Source organism: Chryseobacterium daecheongense (assembly GCF_003729955.1).
Taxonomy (GTDB): Bacteria; Bacteroidota; Bacteroidia; order Flavobacteriales; family Weeksellaceae; genus Chryseobacterium; species Chryseobacterium daecheongense.
In genome coordinates, this window is the sequence record NZ_RJTX01000002.1 from 645,033 (window position 1) to 662,027 (window position 16,995).

Consider the following 16,995-nt stretch of genomic DNA (forward strand, 5'->3'; position numbering starts at 1 on the left):
GAATTTATTTTATGGAATATTTAGAATCTTTAAGGAAAATTGGAATAATACCTAATAAAGAAGTCTATAGCAATTTGTCTGTATCCCAGTTGATATCTCAAACTCTGAGAAAAAATCAGGGAATTATTACAAGTTCAGGTGCTTTGGCTTGTGATACGGGTGAATTTACCGGCCGTTCGCCAAAAGATAAGTATATCGTTATTGATGATAATACCAGAGATTCTATTTGGTGGGGAGAGGTTAATCAACCTTTTAATCCGGAGGATTTTGACAGGTTATATGATAGTGTTATTGCACATCTTTCAGACAGGGATATATATGTAAGAGACGTTTATGCTTGTGCAAAACCTGAATATAGGCTCAATATAAAAGTTATCACCGAGACTGCCTGGTCCAATTTATTTGTCAACAATCTTTTTCTCCGACCTACGGAAAAGGAACTGGAAACTTTTCAGCATGAATGGCTAATCCTTAATGCTCCCGATTTCAAGGCTGATCCCGAAATTCACAATACCCGTCAGCATAATTTTACGATTATCAACTTCACCAGGAAAATAATTCTTATTGGAGGAAGTGCCTATACCGGCGAAATCAAAAAGGGAATTTTTACAGTATTGAACTATATCCTGCCGTTTGAGAAAAATGTGCTCTCTATGCACTGCTCTGCCAACATTGGGACCAGGGGAGATACATCCGTATTTTTTGGACTCTCAGGAACAGGAAAAACAACGCTTTCGGCAGATCCCTCAAGAAAGTTAATCGGTGATGATGAACACGGGTGGGATCATGAAAGTGTTTTTAACTTTGAAGGAGGTTGTTACGCCAAATGTGTTAATTTGAGTAAAGAAAAAGAACCGCAGATATTTTCAGCAATCCGTTCAGGAACTTTACTTGAGAATGTCCGGTTTTTTGAAGGAACAGATATTGTTGATTATGATAACGTTTCAGTAACAGAAAATACACGAGCCGCTTATCCGATTGACTTCATTGATAATGCGGTGCATCCTTCCATAGGAAAAACTCCTGATCATATTTTCTTTTTAACCTGTGATGCATTCGGAGTTCTTCCTCCCATATCAAAATTATCGGTAGGGCAGGCTATGTATCATTTTATTTCAGGTTATACTGCAAAAGTGGCTGGCACTGAAGCTGGTATTACAGAACCACAGACAACCTTTTCGGCATGTTTTGGCAAGCCTTTTTTACCGCTTCATCCTACGAAGTATGCGGAGCTGTTAGGAAAGAAGCTAAAAGGAAGTAACATCAATGTTTGGCTTATTAATACTGGCTGGTCCGGAGGTGCTTATGGTATCGGAGAGCGTATAAAGCTGGCTTATACCAGAGCTATGATCTCAGCAGTCCTTGAAAATAAACTGGAAAAAGTAGATTTCATAAAAGATCCCGTATTTGGACTTCAAATGCCGGTGGAGTGTGAAGGTGTTCCATCTGAGATTTTAAACCCTAGAAACACTTGGAATAAATCCTCGGAATATGATGAAACAGCATTGCATCTTGCTGCGCAGTTTGTGCAAAACTTTAAGTCTTTTGAATCCTTTGCGGATAAAGAAATACTGAATGGAGGCCCGTTGGTCCAAAATTAAATGATAGAATAATATAGATAAACTACAAAAGATTTAGTAATAATGAAGATTCCTGAAAACCTTTTATATACAGAAGATCATGAATGGGTTAGATTAGAAAACGATACGGCCTATATTGGGATTACCGATTTTGCTCAGCATGAATTAGGTGATATCGTATACGTAGAAATTGAAACTTTAGGAGAAGATTTGAAACAACATGACGTGTTTGGAACAGTGGAAGCAGTTAAAACAGTATCTGATTTATTTTTGCCTCTTGCAGGAGAAATATTGGAGATTAATCCCAAATTAGAAACCCATCCTGAATTAGTAAATTCTGATCCTTATGGAGAGGGCTGGATGATTAAAATTAAGGTGGAGAATCTTTTTGATGCGGAAGGGCTATTGAGATCCGATTCGTATGCATCCTTAATCGGGCAATAATCAATGGAAGCAGTAAAATTAAAGAAAACGGCATTTAATGCCATGCACCATGTTTTCGGAGGGAAGATGGTAGAATATGCAGGCTATGAAATGCCCGTTCAGTACAAAGGAGTTAATCATGAACATGACACGGTAAGGAATGGTGTTGGAGTTTTTGATGTATCTCATATGGGAGAGATCTCAATACAAGGTAAAGGCTCCCTGGAGTTAATCCAGAAGATTACTAGCAATGATGTTTCAAAACTTTATTCCGGAAAAGCTCAATATAGCTGTATGCCAAATGACACTGGTGGAATCGTGGATGATTTGCTGGTGTATAAGATAAGTGAAAATGATTATCTACTGGTTGTTAATGCTTCGAACATAGAAAAAGATCTGGACTGGATTAAAAGCCACAATTCATTTGGAGCTGAGATAAATAATATTTCAGATTCCGTTTCTCTGTTGGCTGTTCAGGGACCTAAATCTATGAAAGTTTTACAGAAGCTTACTGATGTCAATTTAGAGAAGATGGAATCTTATACTTTCACTATCGGTGAATTTGCTCATATTCCGAATGTTTTGATCTCATCAACAGGATATACAGGAGAGAAAGGATTTGAAATATATGTAGAAAACAAATATGCAACCCATTTATGGGAGGCCATATTTACTGCTGGAAAAGATGATGGTATTGAACCGATCGGATTGGCAGCAAGAGATACATTACGTTTGGAGATGGGGTATTGCCTTTACGGAAATGATATTAATGATTTCACTTCACCTTTGGAAGCCGGTTTGGGTTGGATAACAAAATTTACTAAGGATTTTGTTCATAGTGGATTTTTAAATATTCAAAAAAATAAAGGAATTATTAAAGAATTGGCTGGTTTTGAAATTAAAGGCAAAGGAATCCCCCGTCATGGCTATGAAATTTGGGATAGTAACCATCAAATTATTGGCACGGTTACTTCCGGCACCATGTCTCCTACATTAAAAAGAGCGATAGGAATGGGGTATGTTTCCATTGAAAACTCTAAGCCGGGAAGTGAAGTTTTCATTAATATTAGAAATAAGCCTGTCAAAGCTATCATTGTTAAAACTCCATTCATTAAAAAATAGGTTATTTATTAGATTATAAAGTTGTATGATCGTTCTTAAAAATTTTTATTATACTGAAAATCACTTGTGGTTAAGAAAAATTGGAATATATGATTTTTGTATCGGTATCACAGATTTTGCCCAAAAAGAAATAGGAGAAATTCACCTGATTGAATTTAATGAAAAACAAGGCGTCATACGAAAAGGTGAATCTTGGGGAAGTGTATATGGAATCAATAAGACCTTTCAGCTTATAGCTCCTTGTGATTGTAAGATTATAGAAGTAAATCAAAATATAACTATAAAGCCTTCCCATATCAATACGGATCCTTACAATTGCTGGTTTTTTATTCTTTCAGCCAATATCTCTGCGGGCGAATTTTTGACATATAAAGAATATACACAAATAATAAAATGATTTTTAAACAGCTTAGGCAGAATATGAATGTAAAAGATGCCGTTTTCAATGGGATATATCCGCCTAATATACAGGCAGTGGCAGAAAGACACTGGACACCCGTTGCAGTGGCTAAAATGGCAGCGGAATATTTAGTGGATAGCCCGGGTAAGAAAGTACTTGATATTGGTGCTGGTGCAGGAAAGTTTTGCCTAGTTGGTGCTGCTTCTACAACGGGATTTTTTTATGGAGTGGAACAAAGATCATCTCTGACTAAGATATCAAGGAAAATAGCAGAGAGGCATAATATCACTAATGTAGAATTCATTAATTCCAATATCAATAAAATTAATTTTTCCAATTATGAAGCATTTTATTTTTTTAATTCCTTTTTTGAAAACATAGATACTTCATTCCCAATTGATCATACCATACTTCCTGATAATGATTTGTATCATTCCTATTCAGACTATGTAAAAGAGCAATTACATAAAACTCCTGTTGGAACCCGTCTGGTTACCTACTGGAGTAAATGGGATGAAATTCCGGGAAGCTTCGAATTGGTAGATTCCGCATGCAATGGGTTTTTGAGTTTTTGGAAAAAAGTATCATGATTTTATGAATCAAGAAACTCTATTTTTGGGATAAAAGCTTGCAAGTACAGAGAATGCAAAAGTATAATACATATGTGGTCTGAATATTATGTATGTTTTTTGGGTATTACTACAATTTGTAGTAATACCTTTTATCCAAAGACTGTGTATTGATTAATTGATGAAAAATCTTGATATTTTTTATCCCGTCAGTTATAAAACCAATTTGTTGTCCATAAATATGTTGGTTTGACATTACTATTTTTTTTAAGCATTGCCACAATTTTGTGGTAATGTTTTTTATTAATATGGATGCATTATTTATATTTGAAATGAGGCTCTACCAATGATTAAACCTTAAGTCTCATTTTATATAGAGTTTTTTTTAATTATCGTTAAAACATATGAGTAGAAGTAATATTCTTAACAAGGGATAGGATGTCCCCAATTATAAAAATGGAACATTTTAATTTTTAATGTTTTTTGTTAGGATATATTAAAGTAGCAATTTATATATTTGGATTTGTACTTTTTCGGCAATTTGGAAATGGGCTTTCAGCTTTTTAGAATTGTTGATGATATGAATTTTTAAAGTTTGAATTAAAATTAGAAATAAATGCTATTAGAACAACTGGAGAAAGCTCCTGAAACAATCCAATTTAAAGAAGTTATTGCCTATATTGATGAACATTATGATTTTACACCTACAAAATTCACTAATGGAAATACCATCAATGAAGCCAATCAGAATAATGGTTCCTGTAAAGTGTTCAGCTTTGCCCAATTGAATAATTTGTCCAAAGAAAATGTATTGCCTCTTTTTGGTGAGTATTATAGAGAAGATGTATTAAAAAATCCTGAGGGAACTGATCATCAAAACATCAGAAACTTTATGGAATTCGGATGGGATGGAATTTCTTTTGAAGGAGAAGCTTTAAAGAAGAAATAATGGATTTTTGCCATTCTGGACAAGCGAAGAATTTTATTTAGAAATATTCTTCCTTTTCAGAATGACAAATTTTAGTTTAAAAGATAAAGCACAACGCCATGTCATCCAATAAAAATGCCCTTATCCGCTATAAAACACTGGATAAATGCCTTAAAAACAAATACCGGAAATATACCTTGGAAGATTTAATTGATGAATGTTCCGAAGCGTTGTTTGAATTTGAAGGAAAAGAATCCTATGTAAGCAAACGTACCGTTCAGCTTGATCTCCAGAATATGCGAAGTGAAAAATTCGGATATGAGGCTCCTATTGAGGTATATGACAGGAAGTATTACCGATACAGCGATCCGGATTACAGCATTCATAACATTTCTGTGAATGAAAGTGATCTGAAAGCGATGAACAATGCGGTTCAGATCCTCAAGCAGTTTAAGGATTTTTCTATGTTTAAAGAAATGAACGGGGTGATCCAAAAGCTGGAAGATTCCATTCATGCGAAAAATCAGAAATCCATTATTCATTTAGACAAAAATGAGCAGCTGAAAGGGTTGGAACATATAGATATTTTGTATGAAAGTATTTTAAATAAAAAGGTTTTAAAAATTCTTTACAAAAGCTTTACGGCAAGAGAATCTGCTGTTTTTACCGTGCATCCGCAATTATTAAAGGAATATAATAACCGTTGGTTCCTGATCTGTCTGTATAAAGGAAGCATGTATAATCTGGCGCTGGATAGGATGGAAAAGATTGAAACAGATGAAAAAGCAGAGTATATTGATAAAGATCTGGATGGTGATGAATACTTCAAGGATATTGTAGGAGTTACGGTTTCCGAAACAATGAAGCCTAAAAATGTGGTATTCTTTGTAGACTCTTCCAATGCTCCATATGTAAAGACCAAACCGTTTCATAAAAGCCAGGAAATTGTAAGCGAAACGGAAGAAGGAACAGTTTTTAAGATCTGTGTACAGATCAATTATGAATTGGAAAGACTGTTTTTAGGTTTTGGAGATTGTTTAATTGTTCATAAACCCAGAAAACTGAGGTTGAAATTACAGGATAAATTCAAGGCAGGAAATAAGAATTATGAAACGCTGATCATTCCTGGAGAAGATTAATAATTTGAGTTGGCTTGGAAATTGTATTTAATTAATTATAAAATGCCACATTATGAAATCAAGACTTTTTAAAACATTGATCGCGGTTTTAGCACCTTTGGTGATAGAATTTGTAGTTAAAAAAATATCAGAAAAATTAAACGAGAAGAAGGAAGATAAAAAGCAGTTACCTGCTCAATGAAGTAGTTAAAGTTTAAAATTGAAATCGGCTTTTCCAGAGGAAAAGCCGATTTTTATTTATACAAAGTCATAAACCCCGTTTTTCCAGCCCAAAACTTTGGAAGTGTCTGCCTTAAGCCAGTTTTTAAGAATAGTTGCATACACTTTTCTGAAATCTTCCGAATAGATCAGATCACCCTCATTCAGATTCTGAAGGTCCGGAAGAGCATTTAACAGTCCTTTCTTTTTCAGGCCTCCGCTGATGAAAAACATCTGATTGGCTGTTCCATGATCCGTTCCATTACTTGCGTTCTGGGCAACACGGCGTCCAAATTCGGAAAAGGTCATAAGTAGGATATTATCGAAAAGACCATTACTTTTCATATCTGCCACAAAAGATTTTACTGCTTCATTAATGTCATTGAAAAGTTTTTTCTGACGGTCATTCTGATTAACATGGGTATCAAAACTTCCGATGGAAAGATAATAAACTCTGGTGTTGATATCAGATTTGATCAATGAAGCCACGGTTTTAAAATCTTTTCCCAACTGGGAGTTCGGATAGGCTTGAGTAGTTGTTTTCGATTTACTTTTCTCAAAAATATAATCCGCATTATTAATTGTAGAGCCTAAAGTCTGATAGAGATAAGATACTGTTTCATCATCGTGATGGTGATCATACAACGACTTGAAATATTTTTCCTGGCTCGTCTGATATAATCTTTTCGGATCTTTAAATGCAAATGCCTTATTATTTTCTCCTTTTAAAGCCAGACTTAACATATCGTCCACTTCCAAAGCCTGTGTAGGATGCTCACAACGGTAGCATTCTTCATCCAAAAAACGCCCGAGCCAGCCCGTTTCCAGATATTCATCGCTTCTGCTTGCAGAATGCCAGATATCCATACTTCTGAAATGCGATTTATCTGGATCCGGATAGCCGACATTGTTCATAATGGCTAATTCTCCACTGTCAAAAAGCTCTTTAAAATACGATAAGAACGGGTTGATCCCGGTTTCATCATTCAGGGACAGGGAATCTTTAATGGCAATGTTATTCCTTTCTCTGAAGTAAATATCGTTTTTAGTGGGAATGATGGTATTCAAGCCATCATTGCCGCCTGTAAACTGTAAAACGATCAGGATTTTCTGATTAGGTTCCAGTGCTTCATCCAAAGTCATGGCTTTCAAAAAGTTGGGCATCATGAATGATGCAGTAGCTAATGAGCTTATTTTAAGGAATTCTCTTCTTTTGATTAACATGTTGCTGATTTTTAGATGAAACAATTACATAAGCTGATATTCGGGAGTCGACATCAGGTTGATCACATTCATTTTCACGCTCTTGTCCGAGAAATTTTTCACAGAATTTATATCAAGCGTTTTGGTATTCAGAATCAGGTAGTCCTCACAGTTTTTATTACTGAAAGCCTTTTCAACGCGGTTCCAGTCGATAGTAATGTTAGGATTTTTGAAACTCTTATTCATAGCAGTTTCGCGGGATTTCATTCCCATATCAATATCGTCATCCTGTCGCGGGGTATATTCTAGAGGTCTTAATCCGGACCAGATTTGTGGGATTTGCAATCTCAGCATCAATGTGGAACTGTCGATCCACGATTTTCCATTAGGCCATCCCGAAACATTCGGCGGATACAAAAGCATCTGTCCTAATAATTTCTGATAGACAATAAGGTTTTCCGGATTCTGAATGTCCATCGGAAGTATTCTCATCATTCCTGCCATCAACTCAATGGGTGATTTTATACGATTTCCGATGTTTTTCTGGTCATAAAACCATGAAGCAGAAAATATTTCGGTCATCAGCTTTTTAATATCATAATTGGACTGATAAAAGCTTTCGCTTAATTTATTAATGATAGTGTTATCAACATTTTCATTGACAAAAAACTTGTATATTTTGGTAGTAATGAACTTCGCGGTGGCTTTTTGTTCCAGAATCATATTCAAAACATCTACACCGGTAAAATTTCCAGTTTTTCCCAGAAATGTTTTGGTACCGGTATCATGAAGATTAGGTCTTTCTCTGAAGTTTCCTAGCTTATCGAATCCCCATCCCGTAAATGCTCGAGCACCTTCTCTGATATCTTTTTCCGTATAATTTCCTCTTCCCATGGTAAATAATTCCATCACTTCGCGGGCGAAATTTTCATTGGGATGGCCTTTTTTATTTTGCTGGTTGTTGAGAAAGTTCAGCATTGCCGGAGACTGGCTGACCTCAAAAAGAAGGTCTTTAAAATTACCTAAAGCATTTTTTCTAATGACATTTAATATTTGTCTGCTGAATTTAGGATTAATGACCCTGGTTGCGAAATGTCCGTGCCAGAAAAAAGCCATTTTTTCTCTGAGCTGGTCTTTGCTGTTCACCATTTTTTCCAGAAAGTTGAGGTTCAGTTCAAGGTTTTGCTCCCTGTTGATCTTTAAAATCTCTTTTTTTCTTTCCGCTGGCGTTTTATCATTCATATAATCTATGATCTCCACATCCGGAGTATCATAATTGATTTCGGAAAAATTTTCTGTTTTGAACAGATCTTCTAATAAAACTTTAGTGTCCTTGGCCTTCAAATCTTCAATCTGGTTAATGCCCGGGCCGAAACCGGCACGCCAGAGAAGATGTTTATGATGTTGCAGAGAATGATCCATAAGCAGAGGTTTGTTTTTGGATATTCCAAAAGGTGAAAAGTTAAAATAAGAACGGTTAAGAATTCTTAATATTACTTTTTTGAAGAATAAAGTTAAACATTTATTTAATTTATCATAAAATTTAAATAATTGATATTCATTTATTTGCGGGTTATTTAAGTGTTAAAGTAGAAAAAAATACCCTGTTTTGGCATGATTTTTACAGTTTAGTGAATAGTAAAATTTAAAAAATCAGAGTTATGAAAATGTTTAAACAAGCGCTTTTATTGGCTGGAATTGTAACAGCCGGTGTAGCCAGTGCACAGGACTCACAAATGAATAACATGATCAAGGTAGGTGCCAACGTAGGATTAGCTGTTCCCGCTGATAACGTTTCTGCTGCTGTAGGTGTAGATGTATCCTATCAGAATTTAATTACTCCCGGATTTGGTTTAGGTATCGCAACCGGGTACAGTCATTATTTCGGAAAAGATAATGACGGACTGAACAATAATGATGTAGGGGTAATTCCTGCAGCTGCATTGATCAGAATTTATCCTAAACAAACAGGATTCTATTTCGGTACAGACATCGGATACGGATTCTTGGTAGGTGATAAAAAAGTGGCTTCCAACAGTACGGTTGACAGACCGGATGGAGGTTTCTACATCAAGCCTGAGATCGGATACCACAACAGAGACTGGAATTTCTTTGTACAATATCAGAAGGTATTTACGGGAGATAAAGGAGATATTGTTGGTCAGGACTACAATGTGGGGAACATTGGAGTAGGATTCGGGTACAATATTCCATTAGGAAAGTAGTTAGATTTAAATATAAACAATTATTAACCAAAACCTTTTCAATTTTTTGAAAAGGTTTTTTTGGCTCATACAAAAATTACGAAAACAATTATTATATTTGATAAAATTTGCGATTATGAATTTGAATCCAAAATTTCCATTGTATTTACCGGGAGTAAAGAATACTGATAATGATAATGTTTCTATCATTGGGGCAAATCTTCGTGAAGATGTTACCAACTTGGGGTATTTTGTTTCCAGCAACGGAAGTATAGAAATAAAAATACAAAACGATTATCCTACTAAAGAATATTCTTCCTTTTCGGAGATCTTAAAGAAGTTTATTGCGGATAATCATTTAGAGAATGTAAGTAGACTGGGAATGGCAGTTCCGGGACCTGTACTTGACGGAAAAAGTAATCCTTCAAGATTGGGCTGGAATTTAGACGTGGAAGAATTTAAGAGAGATTTTGGGTTCGGGAACGTGTATATGCTTAATGACCTTGAGGCTTCGGCATACGGAATGAGTCTTCTTCAGGACAGTGATCTTGAAGCGATTTATACTAGCGGACACCTGGAAAAAGGGAATGTGGCTATTTTAGCACCAGGTAACGGATTGGGCGAAGCAGGATATTACTTTGACGGAAAATACCTGAGACCTTTCGCTACAGAAGGAGGACACTCCGAATTTTCTCCAAGAACCAATGTAGAAGTTGAATTCTATCAGTTCCTGAATAATATTTACGGAATTGTAAGCTGGGAAAATGTATTGTCTAAAACAGGCTTATTCAATATTTATCGATTCTTAAGAGATGTCAAAAGACATCCGGAACCTGAAGGGCTGGCTGAGCGTCTTTCCAACGGGAATTTTGTTCAGGAACTATACAAAGCTGCTGTAGAAGATGATATTTTGATCTGCAAAATAGCATTAGATACATTCCTTGAGTTTTTAGCAAGAGAAACTAACAACTTAACCTTAAAGCTAAAAGCGACGGGTGGTGTTCTGATCTCAGGAGATATTCCACAGATCATTAAAGATTACATCGATAAAGACAGATTTTACGAAAAATTCAAGATCAGCGATAAAATGGAGAACATGCTGAGAAATATTCCAATCTATCTGATCAATAATGATCACACGGGATTGAATGGTTCAGCACTCTATGCGGCTTATCCTCAGGAATAAATACAGCTCCGGTTTTCCCGGAGCTTTTTTTTAACTGATATTATTCATAAAAAGAATTGGTTTTATTGATATACATCAACGAAATCTATCAAAGAAGATAACTACATTTGCATCATTAAATAACAAGGTAAATAACTTTATTCTAATGAAAAAAATATTATTATTAGCTGTATTAGCTGGTGGTTTAGCTTTTGGACAATCTAAAAAAGTAGTAGCTTCTGACGTTCACTGGTGGGGATATAAAGTAGCTAAATCTGAGGCTAGCTCTCATGATGGAACTGTAAAAGTAAAATCCGGAAACATGGTGATGAAAGGAAACCAATTGGTTGGGGGAACTTTCGTATTGGATATGACGTCTATTAATTCTACAGACCTTACAGGAGAATATCAGGCTAAATTAAACGGACACCTTAAAAACGGAGATTTCTTCGAAGTTGAAAAGTATCCTACAGCAACTTTCAAAATCACTTCTGTAAAGAAAAACAATGATAAAATCTATAACAGCCTTGTAACAGGAGACTTAACAGTGAAGGGAAAAACAAACGCAGTGACTTTCCCAGCTAAGATTTCTTACAGCAAAGGAGTGGTAAGTTTAGTTTCTAACAAATTCACGATCGACAGACAGAAATTTGACGTTACTTATAAGTCTACCATGCAGGATGTATTTTTGAAAGATGACATCGATATGCTTGTAAAGGTAACAGCTAAATAATTTAACCAAAAAAAGATTAGTAAAAGTGTAGAAGTTCTACACTTTTTTTTATTTTTGTTGAATTGTAAATAAAAAAGAATGAAAAGATTACTATTGTTTGCTATGATGTGTGTGAGCATATCATTCACTTATGCTCAAAAGAAATTTGATAAGGTTTCTAAAGTAACTTCATCTGAGATCAGATGGTGGGGATATAAGGTTGTAAAAGCAGAGGCCTCCTCGCATTCAGGAACCGTAAAGTTGAAAAGCGGTAAGTTCAATTTTGACAAGACCGTTCTTGTTGATGGTGAATTCATCATTGATATGAGAAGCATTATGGCAGGAGATGTGTCTGAAGAAGATCAGATCAAACTGACCAACGAGCTTAAAAGTACCAATTTCTTTGAAGTAAAAAAATTCCCTATAGCTAAATTCCACTTAACTAAAATTATTCCTTTAGCGAATAGTGAATATAATTCTACGGTATACGGAGACATCACGATCAAAGGGGTGAGAAAAACCATTACTTTCCCGGCTAACGTTTACGTTACACAATTTACTGTAGTGATCGAGTCTGCTAAATTCTCATTGAACAGAAGAGACTTTAAAGTATTCTATCAGTCTTCATTGAAAGATTACTTTATTAAGAATGAAATGGATTTCCAGTTCAGAGTTTCTACGGAGAAATTAGATAACGAAAACAGAGTTCCTGTGAAGAAAAAATAAGCAGGGCTTTAAGAATAATTCAATGGATATCTTTTTTAAGATGTCCATTTTTTTTATTTTAGTACTATGAAGATTTATATAGTAAGCGGCCTCGGAGCAGATTTTAAAGTGTTGGAAAGAATACAATTTCCGAATCATTACGAAATTGTATTCATAGACTGGCTTATTCCTCAAAAAGATGAGCACTTTCACGCTTATGTGGGGAGAATGGCTGAAAGAATAGATGCTTCAGAGCCTTTTTGCCTTTTGGGATATTCCTTTGGCGGCATCATGGTACAGGAAATCCATAAGCTGAAGCCTGCCGAAAAAATAGTGATTCTGGGAAGTATAAAATCCGATAAAGAAAAGTCCAGGCTGATCAGAGCCGGAGAAATTACCCGGATTCCTAAAATGGTTCCGGTAAGCTTTTTTAATGACAGAACAACCAATATTTATTCTGTGGTAAGAAAGTTCTTTGATCCTAAAAATCCACGGCTTTTACAATATTTCAGAGTCAGGGACCCTTATTACCTGAAATGGTCCATAGAAAAGATCTCAGACTGGAAATACGAGGAAAATCCGGATGTCATCCAGATATTGGGAGATAGAGATATTGTATTTCCTTTAAAAAACTCCAAACCCAATTATATCGTGAAAGGGGGGACTCATCTTTTTCCTGCAACAAAATATAAAGAAGTATCTAAAATTTTAGAGGATATATTTAAATGAAATCATAATTTATTCTTTTCATGTTAAAATTATAGGGATCGGTTATTAAAAATTATAGTTTTTATGAAATTTATGTTTACTTTTGATAGGGTTAAATGTAAATTAGTATGACTTTAGGTTTAAAATGGATCGTTTCATTTGCGATCATTACCCTTGTAGCCTTTGGCGGCTTGTTTTGGAGCCCCATTGTTGATTTTCCTAATACAGGAGAATTTTTAAGTGAAGATAAAATCATTGGTGCTGACGTTGCCTGGATTCTGGCAGCTGCAGGCCTTGTTCTGTTGATGACACCTGGTTTATCATTCTTTTATGGTGGAATGGTAGGAAAGAAAAATGTGATTTCTACCATGTTACAAAGCTTTATAGCCTTAGGGGTGATTTCCATTTTGTGGGTCGTGATCGGTTTTTCTTTATCTTTTGGAGATTCTTTGGGATTTGAGGTGAACGGAGTTCATTATGGTATCATTGGAAATCCTTTAAGCTATCCTTTTTTCAGCAGGGTAGGAGTTTTCCCTCATAATAAAATGGCTTCCACTATACCTTTTGTACTTTTTGCTCTCTTTCAGATGAAATTTGCAGTCATTACTCCGGCTTTAATTACCGGTTCTTTTGCAGAAAGGGTACGATTCATTTCTTATCTTCTATTCATAGTACTTTTCAGTATTTTTATCTATACACCTCTTTGCCATATGGTTTGGCATCCGGATGGGCTGCTCAATAAATATTTCGGAGTAAAAGATTTCGCTGGTGGAACCGTTGTCCATATGAGCGCAGGATTTGCCGCTTTAGCTGGTGCATTGGTTTTAGGTAACAGGAAAAACCCGCACCATGAGCCTTCTAACATTCCTTATGTGCTTTTAGGAACAGGAATGCTTTGGTTCGGATGGTTTGGATTCAATGCCGGATCTGCTCTTAGTGCGAATGCAACAGCGGCTATGGCATTCGGAACTACGACAATTGCTTCCGCTTCTGCGATGATGACTTATATCTTTTTTGACAGGATCAACAGGCGAAAAGTTTCGGCTTTAGGAGCTTGTATTGGTGCGGTAGTTGGTTTAGTGGCAATCACTCCGGGATGTGGTTTTGTGACCATTCCTGAAAGTCTTTTTATTGGATTTATTTCTGCTATTGTTTCCAATATGATGGTTAATTGGAAAGCTCTAAAGAAAATTGATGATACTCTTGATGTTTTTGCCTGTCATGGGGTAGGCGGAATTATGGGAATGATATTGACCGCCATTTTTGCTCACGGAGAAAATGCGAGCCTTCTGCATGGCGGAATTGAAGTGTTTGCTCATCACATGATGGCTTTGATTCTGGTTTCTCTGTTTGCATTTTTCGGGTCATTGGTTTTATATAAAATCACGAATTCCATTATTACTTTAAGGGTTTCCGAAGAATCTGAAAATATGGGGCTTGATCTTTCACAGCATGAAGAAAGTTTACATTAACTGTCTTGAAACCTTAAATAATTATTAATCGTTACATAAGAAAGAGGTTCATAAAGATTTATCATGTATCTTTGTTTTGAGGAAACAGGGTGAATCATTTATGGAGTCTATATCAGTTTTTGAAATCATTAAAGTAGGAATCGGTCCGTCAAGTTCGCATACGATGGGACCATGGAATGCAGCCTCTGCATTTATCAGAATTTTAAATAGAGAAAGATCAGTTGCCGAAGTAAAAGAGGTTTTTCTTGAATTTTTCGGATCTCTTGCCAAAACGGGAATCGGGCACGGAACAGATATAGCCGGAATGCTAGGTTTGAATGGGGAGGATTTCAAAACTATAGACACGACAAAAATTGATGAGAAAGTAGCCAAAATCAAGAACGATCAGATCCTTAATCTGGGTGGTGAAAAAGAAATTCCATTTATCTATGGATATCACTTGGTTCTGAATATGCAGAAATCCCTGGATTTTCATCCTAACGGAATGATCTTCAGAGCTGTTTTTGAAGATGGTACCGAGCTTGTACAGGATTTTTATTCTGTGGGCGGAGGTTTCATTGCAAGCCAGGAAAAAAATTCTATCCAAAAACATTGTATCCGTACATTATATCCTTGCCATCACGGTTCGGATATTGTGAAATATTGCGAAAAGCTCGGATTGAAAAAAATGTCGGATTTAATTTTAATGAACGAAGAAAGCTGGAGAACTCAGGAAGAAACCAGACAGGAAGCTCTTTACATTTGGCAGCAAATCAAAGAGTGTATTTACAAAGGAGTCAACAAAGAAGGAACTCTTCCGGGAGGACTGAATGTGTCCCGGAGAGCGGCAGGAATCAACAGAAAGCTCCTGGGTGATAAAATCTACAGAAATCTTGATGAATGGTTTCAGCTGGTAGTGGATGCTGAAGAAAACTTTACCAATATCAATAAATGGATCGCATGCTTTGCTTTGGCAGTGAATGAAGAGAATGCAAGTTTCGGAAGAATTATTACAGCGCCTACCAATGGAGCAAGTGGAGTAATCCCTGCTGTTTTAATGTATTCTCAGGCTTTCACACCTTTTACATCCGAAGATGATATCGTAAGATTTTTATTGGTGGCAGGAGAAATCGGGACGTTATTCAAAAAGAATGCAACAATTTCCGCGGCGATGGGTGGATGTCAGGCAGAAGTAGGAGTTTCCTCTGCAATGGCAGCGGCCGGATTAACAGAGATTTTGGGAGGAAGTGTCGGACAAGTCTTAATGGCAGCCGAAATCGCTATGGAACATCATTTAGGCTTAACCTGTGATCCGATTAAAGGATTGGTACAGATTCCTTGTATCGAGAGAAATACAATGGGGGCAATCAAAGCGATTACCGCTGCAAATATTGCCCTAGAAAGTGATCCTGGTAAAGCAAAAGTTTCTTTGGATGAGGTTATTCAGACGATGTGGGAAACAGCTCTTTCTATGAGTGATCGTTTTAAAGAAACTTCAGAAGGCGGATTAGCTATTGCGGTGAATGTTCCGGAATGTTAGTGAATTAATATCATTTTCAAAATATAAAAAATTAAAATAAGAGGATTACTTGTCAAGTATTCCTCTTATTTTATTGGCATTTTTGATCAGTTCTTCTAAGTATTCATAATTTTCTTTCTCCAACGCAGCCTTGAATTTTCTAAGCTGGGAAATATGCTCGTTCAAAACATCGAGAACGTTCTCTTTGTTCTGTTTGAAGATAGGAACCCACATTTCAGGATGGGATTTTGCCAAACGTACAGTACTTGAAAAACCTGAACTTGCCAATTGGAAAATAGTCTCTTCTTCACGTTCCTTTTCTAAGACGGTATTGGCTAAAGCATAAGAAGTGATATGAGAGATATGAGAAATATAAGCGGTATGAATGTCATGATCTTCTGCATTCATGTAGATCTTGTGCATATCAAGATTTTCAATGATCTTTTCCACCAGATCCAACGCATCTTGTGCAGATTCTTCCTTATTGCAAATGACTCCTGCTTTTCCGGAAAAACTCTCTGCAATAGCCGATTTAGGTCCGCTGTTCTCCGTACCCCACATCGGATGGAAAGCTACAAATCTGGAGCGTTTAGGATGATTTTTAACGGCATTGACAATTCCGGCTTTGGTAGAGCCTGCATCCATGACAGTCTGATCATCGGAAATCAGATCCAGCACATCCGGCAATATCTTTCTCGCTCCATCCACGGGAATGGCAACGATGATCAGGTCTGAATTTTTTATTCCGTATTCCAGGTCTACTTTGGCATCAATAATTTTTAAATCCAGTGCTTCATTAAGATGCTTATCATTGTTATCAATTCCGTAAATGAAGTTTGCAATTCCTTTTTCTCTTAATTTTAAAGCGATTGATCCTCCAATTAAACCTACACCAATAATACTAATTTTCATTTCTCTCTATTTTTAAAATAAAAAACCCCGTCCAGGACGAGGTTTTAAGTTATATAC

18 protein-coding genes are annotated in these 16,995 nt (G+C 36.1%); 15 read left to right on the forward strand and 3 right to left on the reverse strand.

The features are described 5' to 3' along the window. The first annotated feature begins 11 nt into the window (after positions 1 to 11). The 8 genes from pckA (at position 12) to EGI05_RS18170 (ending at position 6,342) form a co-directional block, all read left to right on the forward strand. Positions 12 to 1,601 (forward strand): phosphoenolpyruvate carboxykinase (ATP), encoded by a 1,590-nt coding sequence (gene pckA, locus EGI05_RS11460; protein WP_123263155.1) that lies wholly within the window; start codon positions 12 to 14, stop codon positions 1,599 to 1,601. A gap of 42 nt (positions 1,602 to 1,643) precedes the next feature. Beyond that, the gene (gene gcvH / locus EGI05_RS11465; protein ID WP_123263156.1) at positions 1,644 to 2,024 is read left to right on the forward strand and encodes a glycine cleavage system protein GcvH; all 381 of its coding nucleotides are present in this window, start codon (positions 1,644 to 1,646) and stop codon (positions 2,022 to 2,024) included. Positions 2,025 to 2,027: 3 nt separating this feature from the next. After that, on the forward strand, positions 2,028 to 3,125 hold the full coding sequence (gene gcvT / locus EGI05_RS11470; protein WP_123263157.1) for a glycine cleavage system aminomethyltransferase GcvT: 1,098 nt from the start codon (positions 2,028 to 2,030) through the stop codon (positions 3,123 to 3,125). A 25-nt stretch (positions 3,126 to 3,150) separates the two neighbouring features. After that, positions 3,151 to 3,522: a glycine cleavage system protein H gene (locus EGI05_RS11475; protein ID WP_123263158.1), complete on the forward strand. Its 372-nt coding sequence runs from the start codon at positions 3,151 to 3,153 to the stop codon at positions 3,520 to 3,522. Continuing rightward, positions 3,519 to 4,115: a methyltransferase domain-containing protein gene (locus tag EGI05_RS11480; protein ID WP_123263159.1), complete on the forward strand. Its 597-nt coding sequence runs from the start codon at positions 3,519 to 3,521 to the stop codon at positions 4,113 to 4,115. Before EGI05_RS11475 ends, EGI05_RS11480 begins: the two co-directional genes overlap by 4 nt. Positions 4,116 to 4,710: 595 nt before the next feature. Next, positions 4,711 to 5,043, forward strand: a complete 333-nt coding sequence (locus EGI05_RS11485) for a HopJ type III effector protein (RefSeq protein ID WP_123263160.1) — start codon at positions 4,711 to 4,713, stop codon at positions 5,041 to 5,043. A 98-nt stretch (positions 5,044 to 5,141) separates the two neighbouring features. Continuing rightward, positions 5,142 to 6,161, forward strand: coding sequence for a helix-turn-helix transcriptional regulator (locus EGI05_RS11490; protein WP_123263161.1), 1,020 nt, complete (start codon positions 5,142 to 5,144; stop codon positions 6,159 to 6,161). Positions 6,162 to 6,213: 52 nt separating this feature from the next. Beyond that, positions 6,214 to 6,342, forward strand: a complete 129-nt coding sequence (locus tag EGI05_RS18170) for a hypothetical protein (RefSeq protein WP_262694413.1) — start codon at positions 6,214 to 6,216, stop codon at positions 6,340 to 6,342. Between the two features lie 56 nt (positions 6,343 to 6,398). On the opposite strand, the gene EGI05_RS11495 is transcribed toward EGI05_RS18170, so the two are convergent. Together EGI05_RS11495 and EGI05_RS11500 are read right to left on the reverse strand one after the other, a co-directional pair. Further along, positions 6,399 to 7,583, reverse strand: a complete 1,185-nt coding sequence (locus tag EGI05_RS11495) for a DUF1501 domain-containing protein (RefSeq protein WP_123263162.1) — start codon at positions 7,581 to 7,583, stop codon at positions 6,399 to 6,401. Positions 7,584 to 7,607: 24 nt separating this feature from the next. Beyond that, positions 7,608 to 8,984 (reverse strand): DUF1800 domain-containing protein, encoded by a 1,377-nt coding sequence (locus EGI05_RS11500; RefSeq protein WP_123263163.1) that lies wholly within the window; start codon positions 8,982 to 8,984, stop codon positions 7,608 to 7,610. 239 nt (positions 8,985 to 9,223) lie between these two features. Between EGI05_RS11500 and EGI05_RS11505 the strand changes: the two genes are divergently transcribed. The 7 genes from EGI05_RS11505 (at position 9,224) to EGI05_RS11535 (ending at position 16,047) form a co-directional block, all read left to right on the forward strand. Next, complete coding sequence (locus EGI05_RS11505; RefSeq protein WP_123263164.1) at positions 9,224 to 9,787, forward strand: hypothetical protein; 564 nt, start codon at positions 9,224 to 9,226, stop codon at positions 9,785 to 9,787. 115 nt (positions 9,788 to 9,902) lie between these two features. After that, the gene (locus tag EGI05_RS11510; protein ID WP_123263165.1) at positions 9,903 to 10,952 is read left to right on the forward strand and encodes a glucokinase; all 1,050 of its coding nucleotides are present in this window, start codon (positions 9,903 to 9,905) and stop codon (positions 10,950 to 10,952) included. A gap of 145 nt (positions 10,953 to 11,097) precedes the next feature. Beyond that, complete coding sequence (locus EGI05_RS11515) at positions 11,098 to 11,664, forward strand: YceI family protein (protein WP_123263166.1); 567 nt, start codon at positions 11,098 to 11,100, stop codon at positions 11,662 to 11,664. Between the two features lie 78 nt (positions 11,665 to 11,742). Further along, a complete protein-coding gene (locus tag EGI05_RS11520; RefSeq protein WP_123263167.1) occupies positions 11,743 to 12,369 on the forward strand; it encodes a YceI family protein in 627 nt (208 codons plus the stop codon). Positions 12,370 to 12,435: 66 nt separating this feature from the next. After that, the gene (locus tag EGI05_RS11525; protein ID WP_123263168.1) at positions 12,436 to 13,077 is read left to right on the forward strand and encodes an alpha/beta hydrolase; all 642 of its coding nucleotides are present in this window, start codon (positions 12,436 to 12,438) and stop codon (positions 13,075 to 13,077) included. A 107-nt stretch (positions 13,078 to 13,184) separates the two neighbouring features. Further along, the gene (locus tag EGI05_RS11530; protein WP_123263169.1) at positions 13,185 to 14,528 is read left to right on the forward strand and encodes an ammonium transporter; all 1,344 of its coding nucleotides are present in this window, start codon (positions 13,185 to 13,187) and stop codon (positions 14,526 to 14,528) included. Between the two features lie 100 nt (positions 14,529 to 14,628). Continuing rightward, positions 14,629 to 16,047 carry an L-serine ammonia-lyase gene (locus EGI05_RS11535; protein WP_123263170.1) on the forward strand — a complete coding sequence of 473 codons (1,419 nt, stop codon included), beginning with the start codon at positions 14,629 to 14,631 and terminating at the stop codon, positions 16,045 to 16,047. 45 nt (positions 16,048 to 16,092) lie between these two features. Here the strand turns inward: EGI05_RS11535 and EGI05_RS11540 are convergent, their stop codons facing one another. Continuing rightward, a complete protein-coding gene (locus EGI05_RS11540; protein ID WP_123263171.1) occupies positions 16,093 to 16,938 on the reverse strand; it encodes a prephenate dehydrogenase in 846 nt (281 codons plus the stop codon). Positions 16,939 to 16,995: the final 57 nt, after the last annotated feature.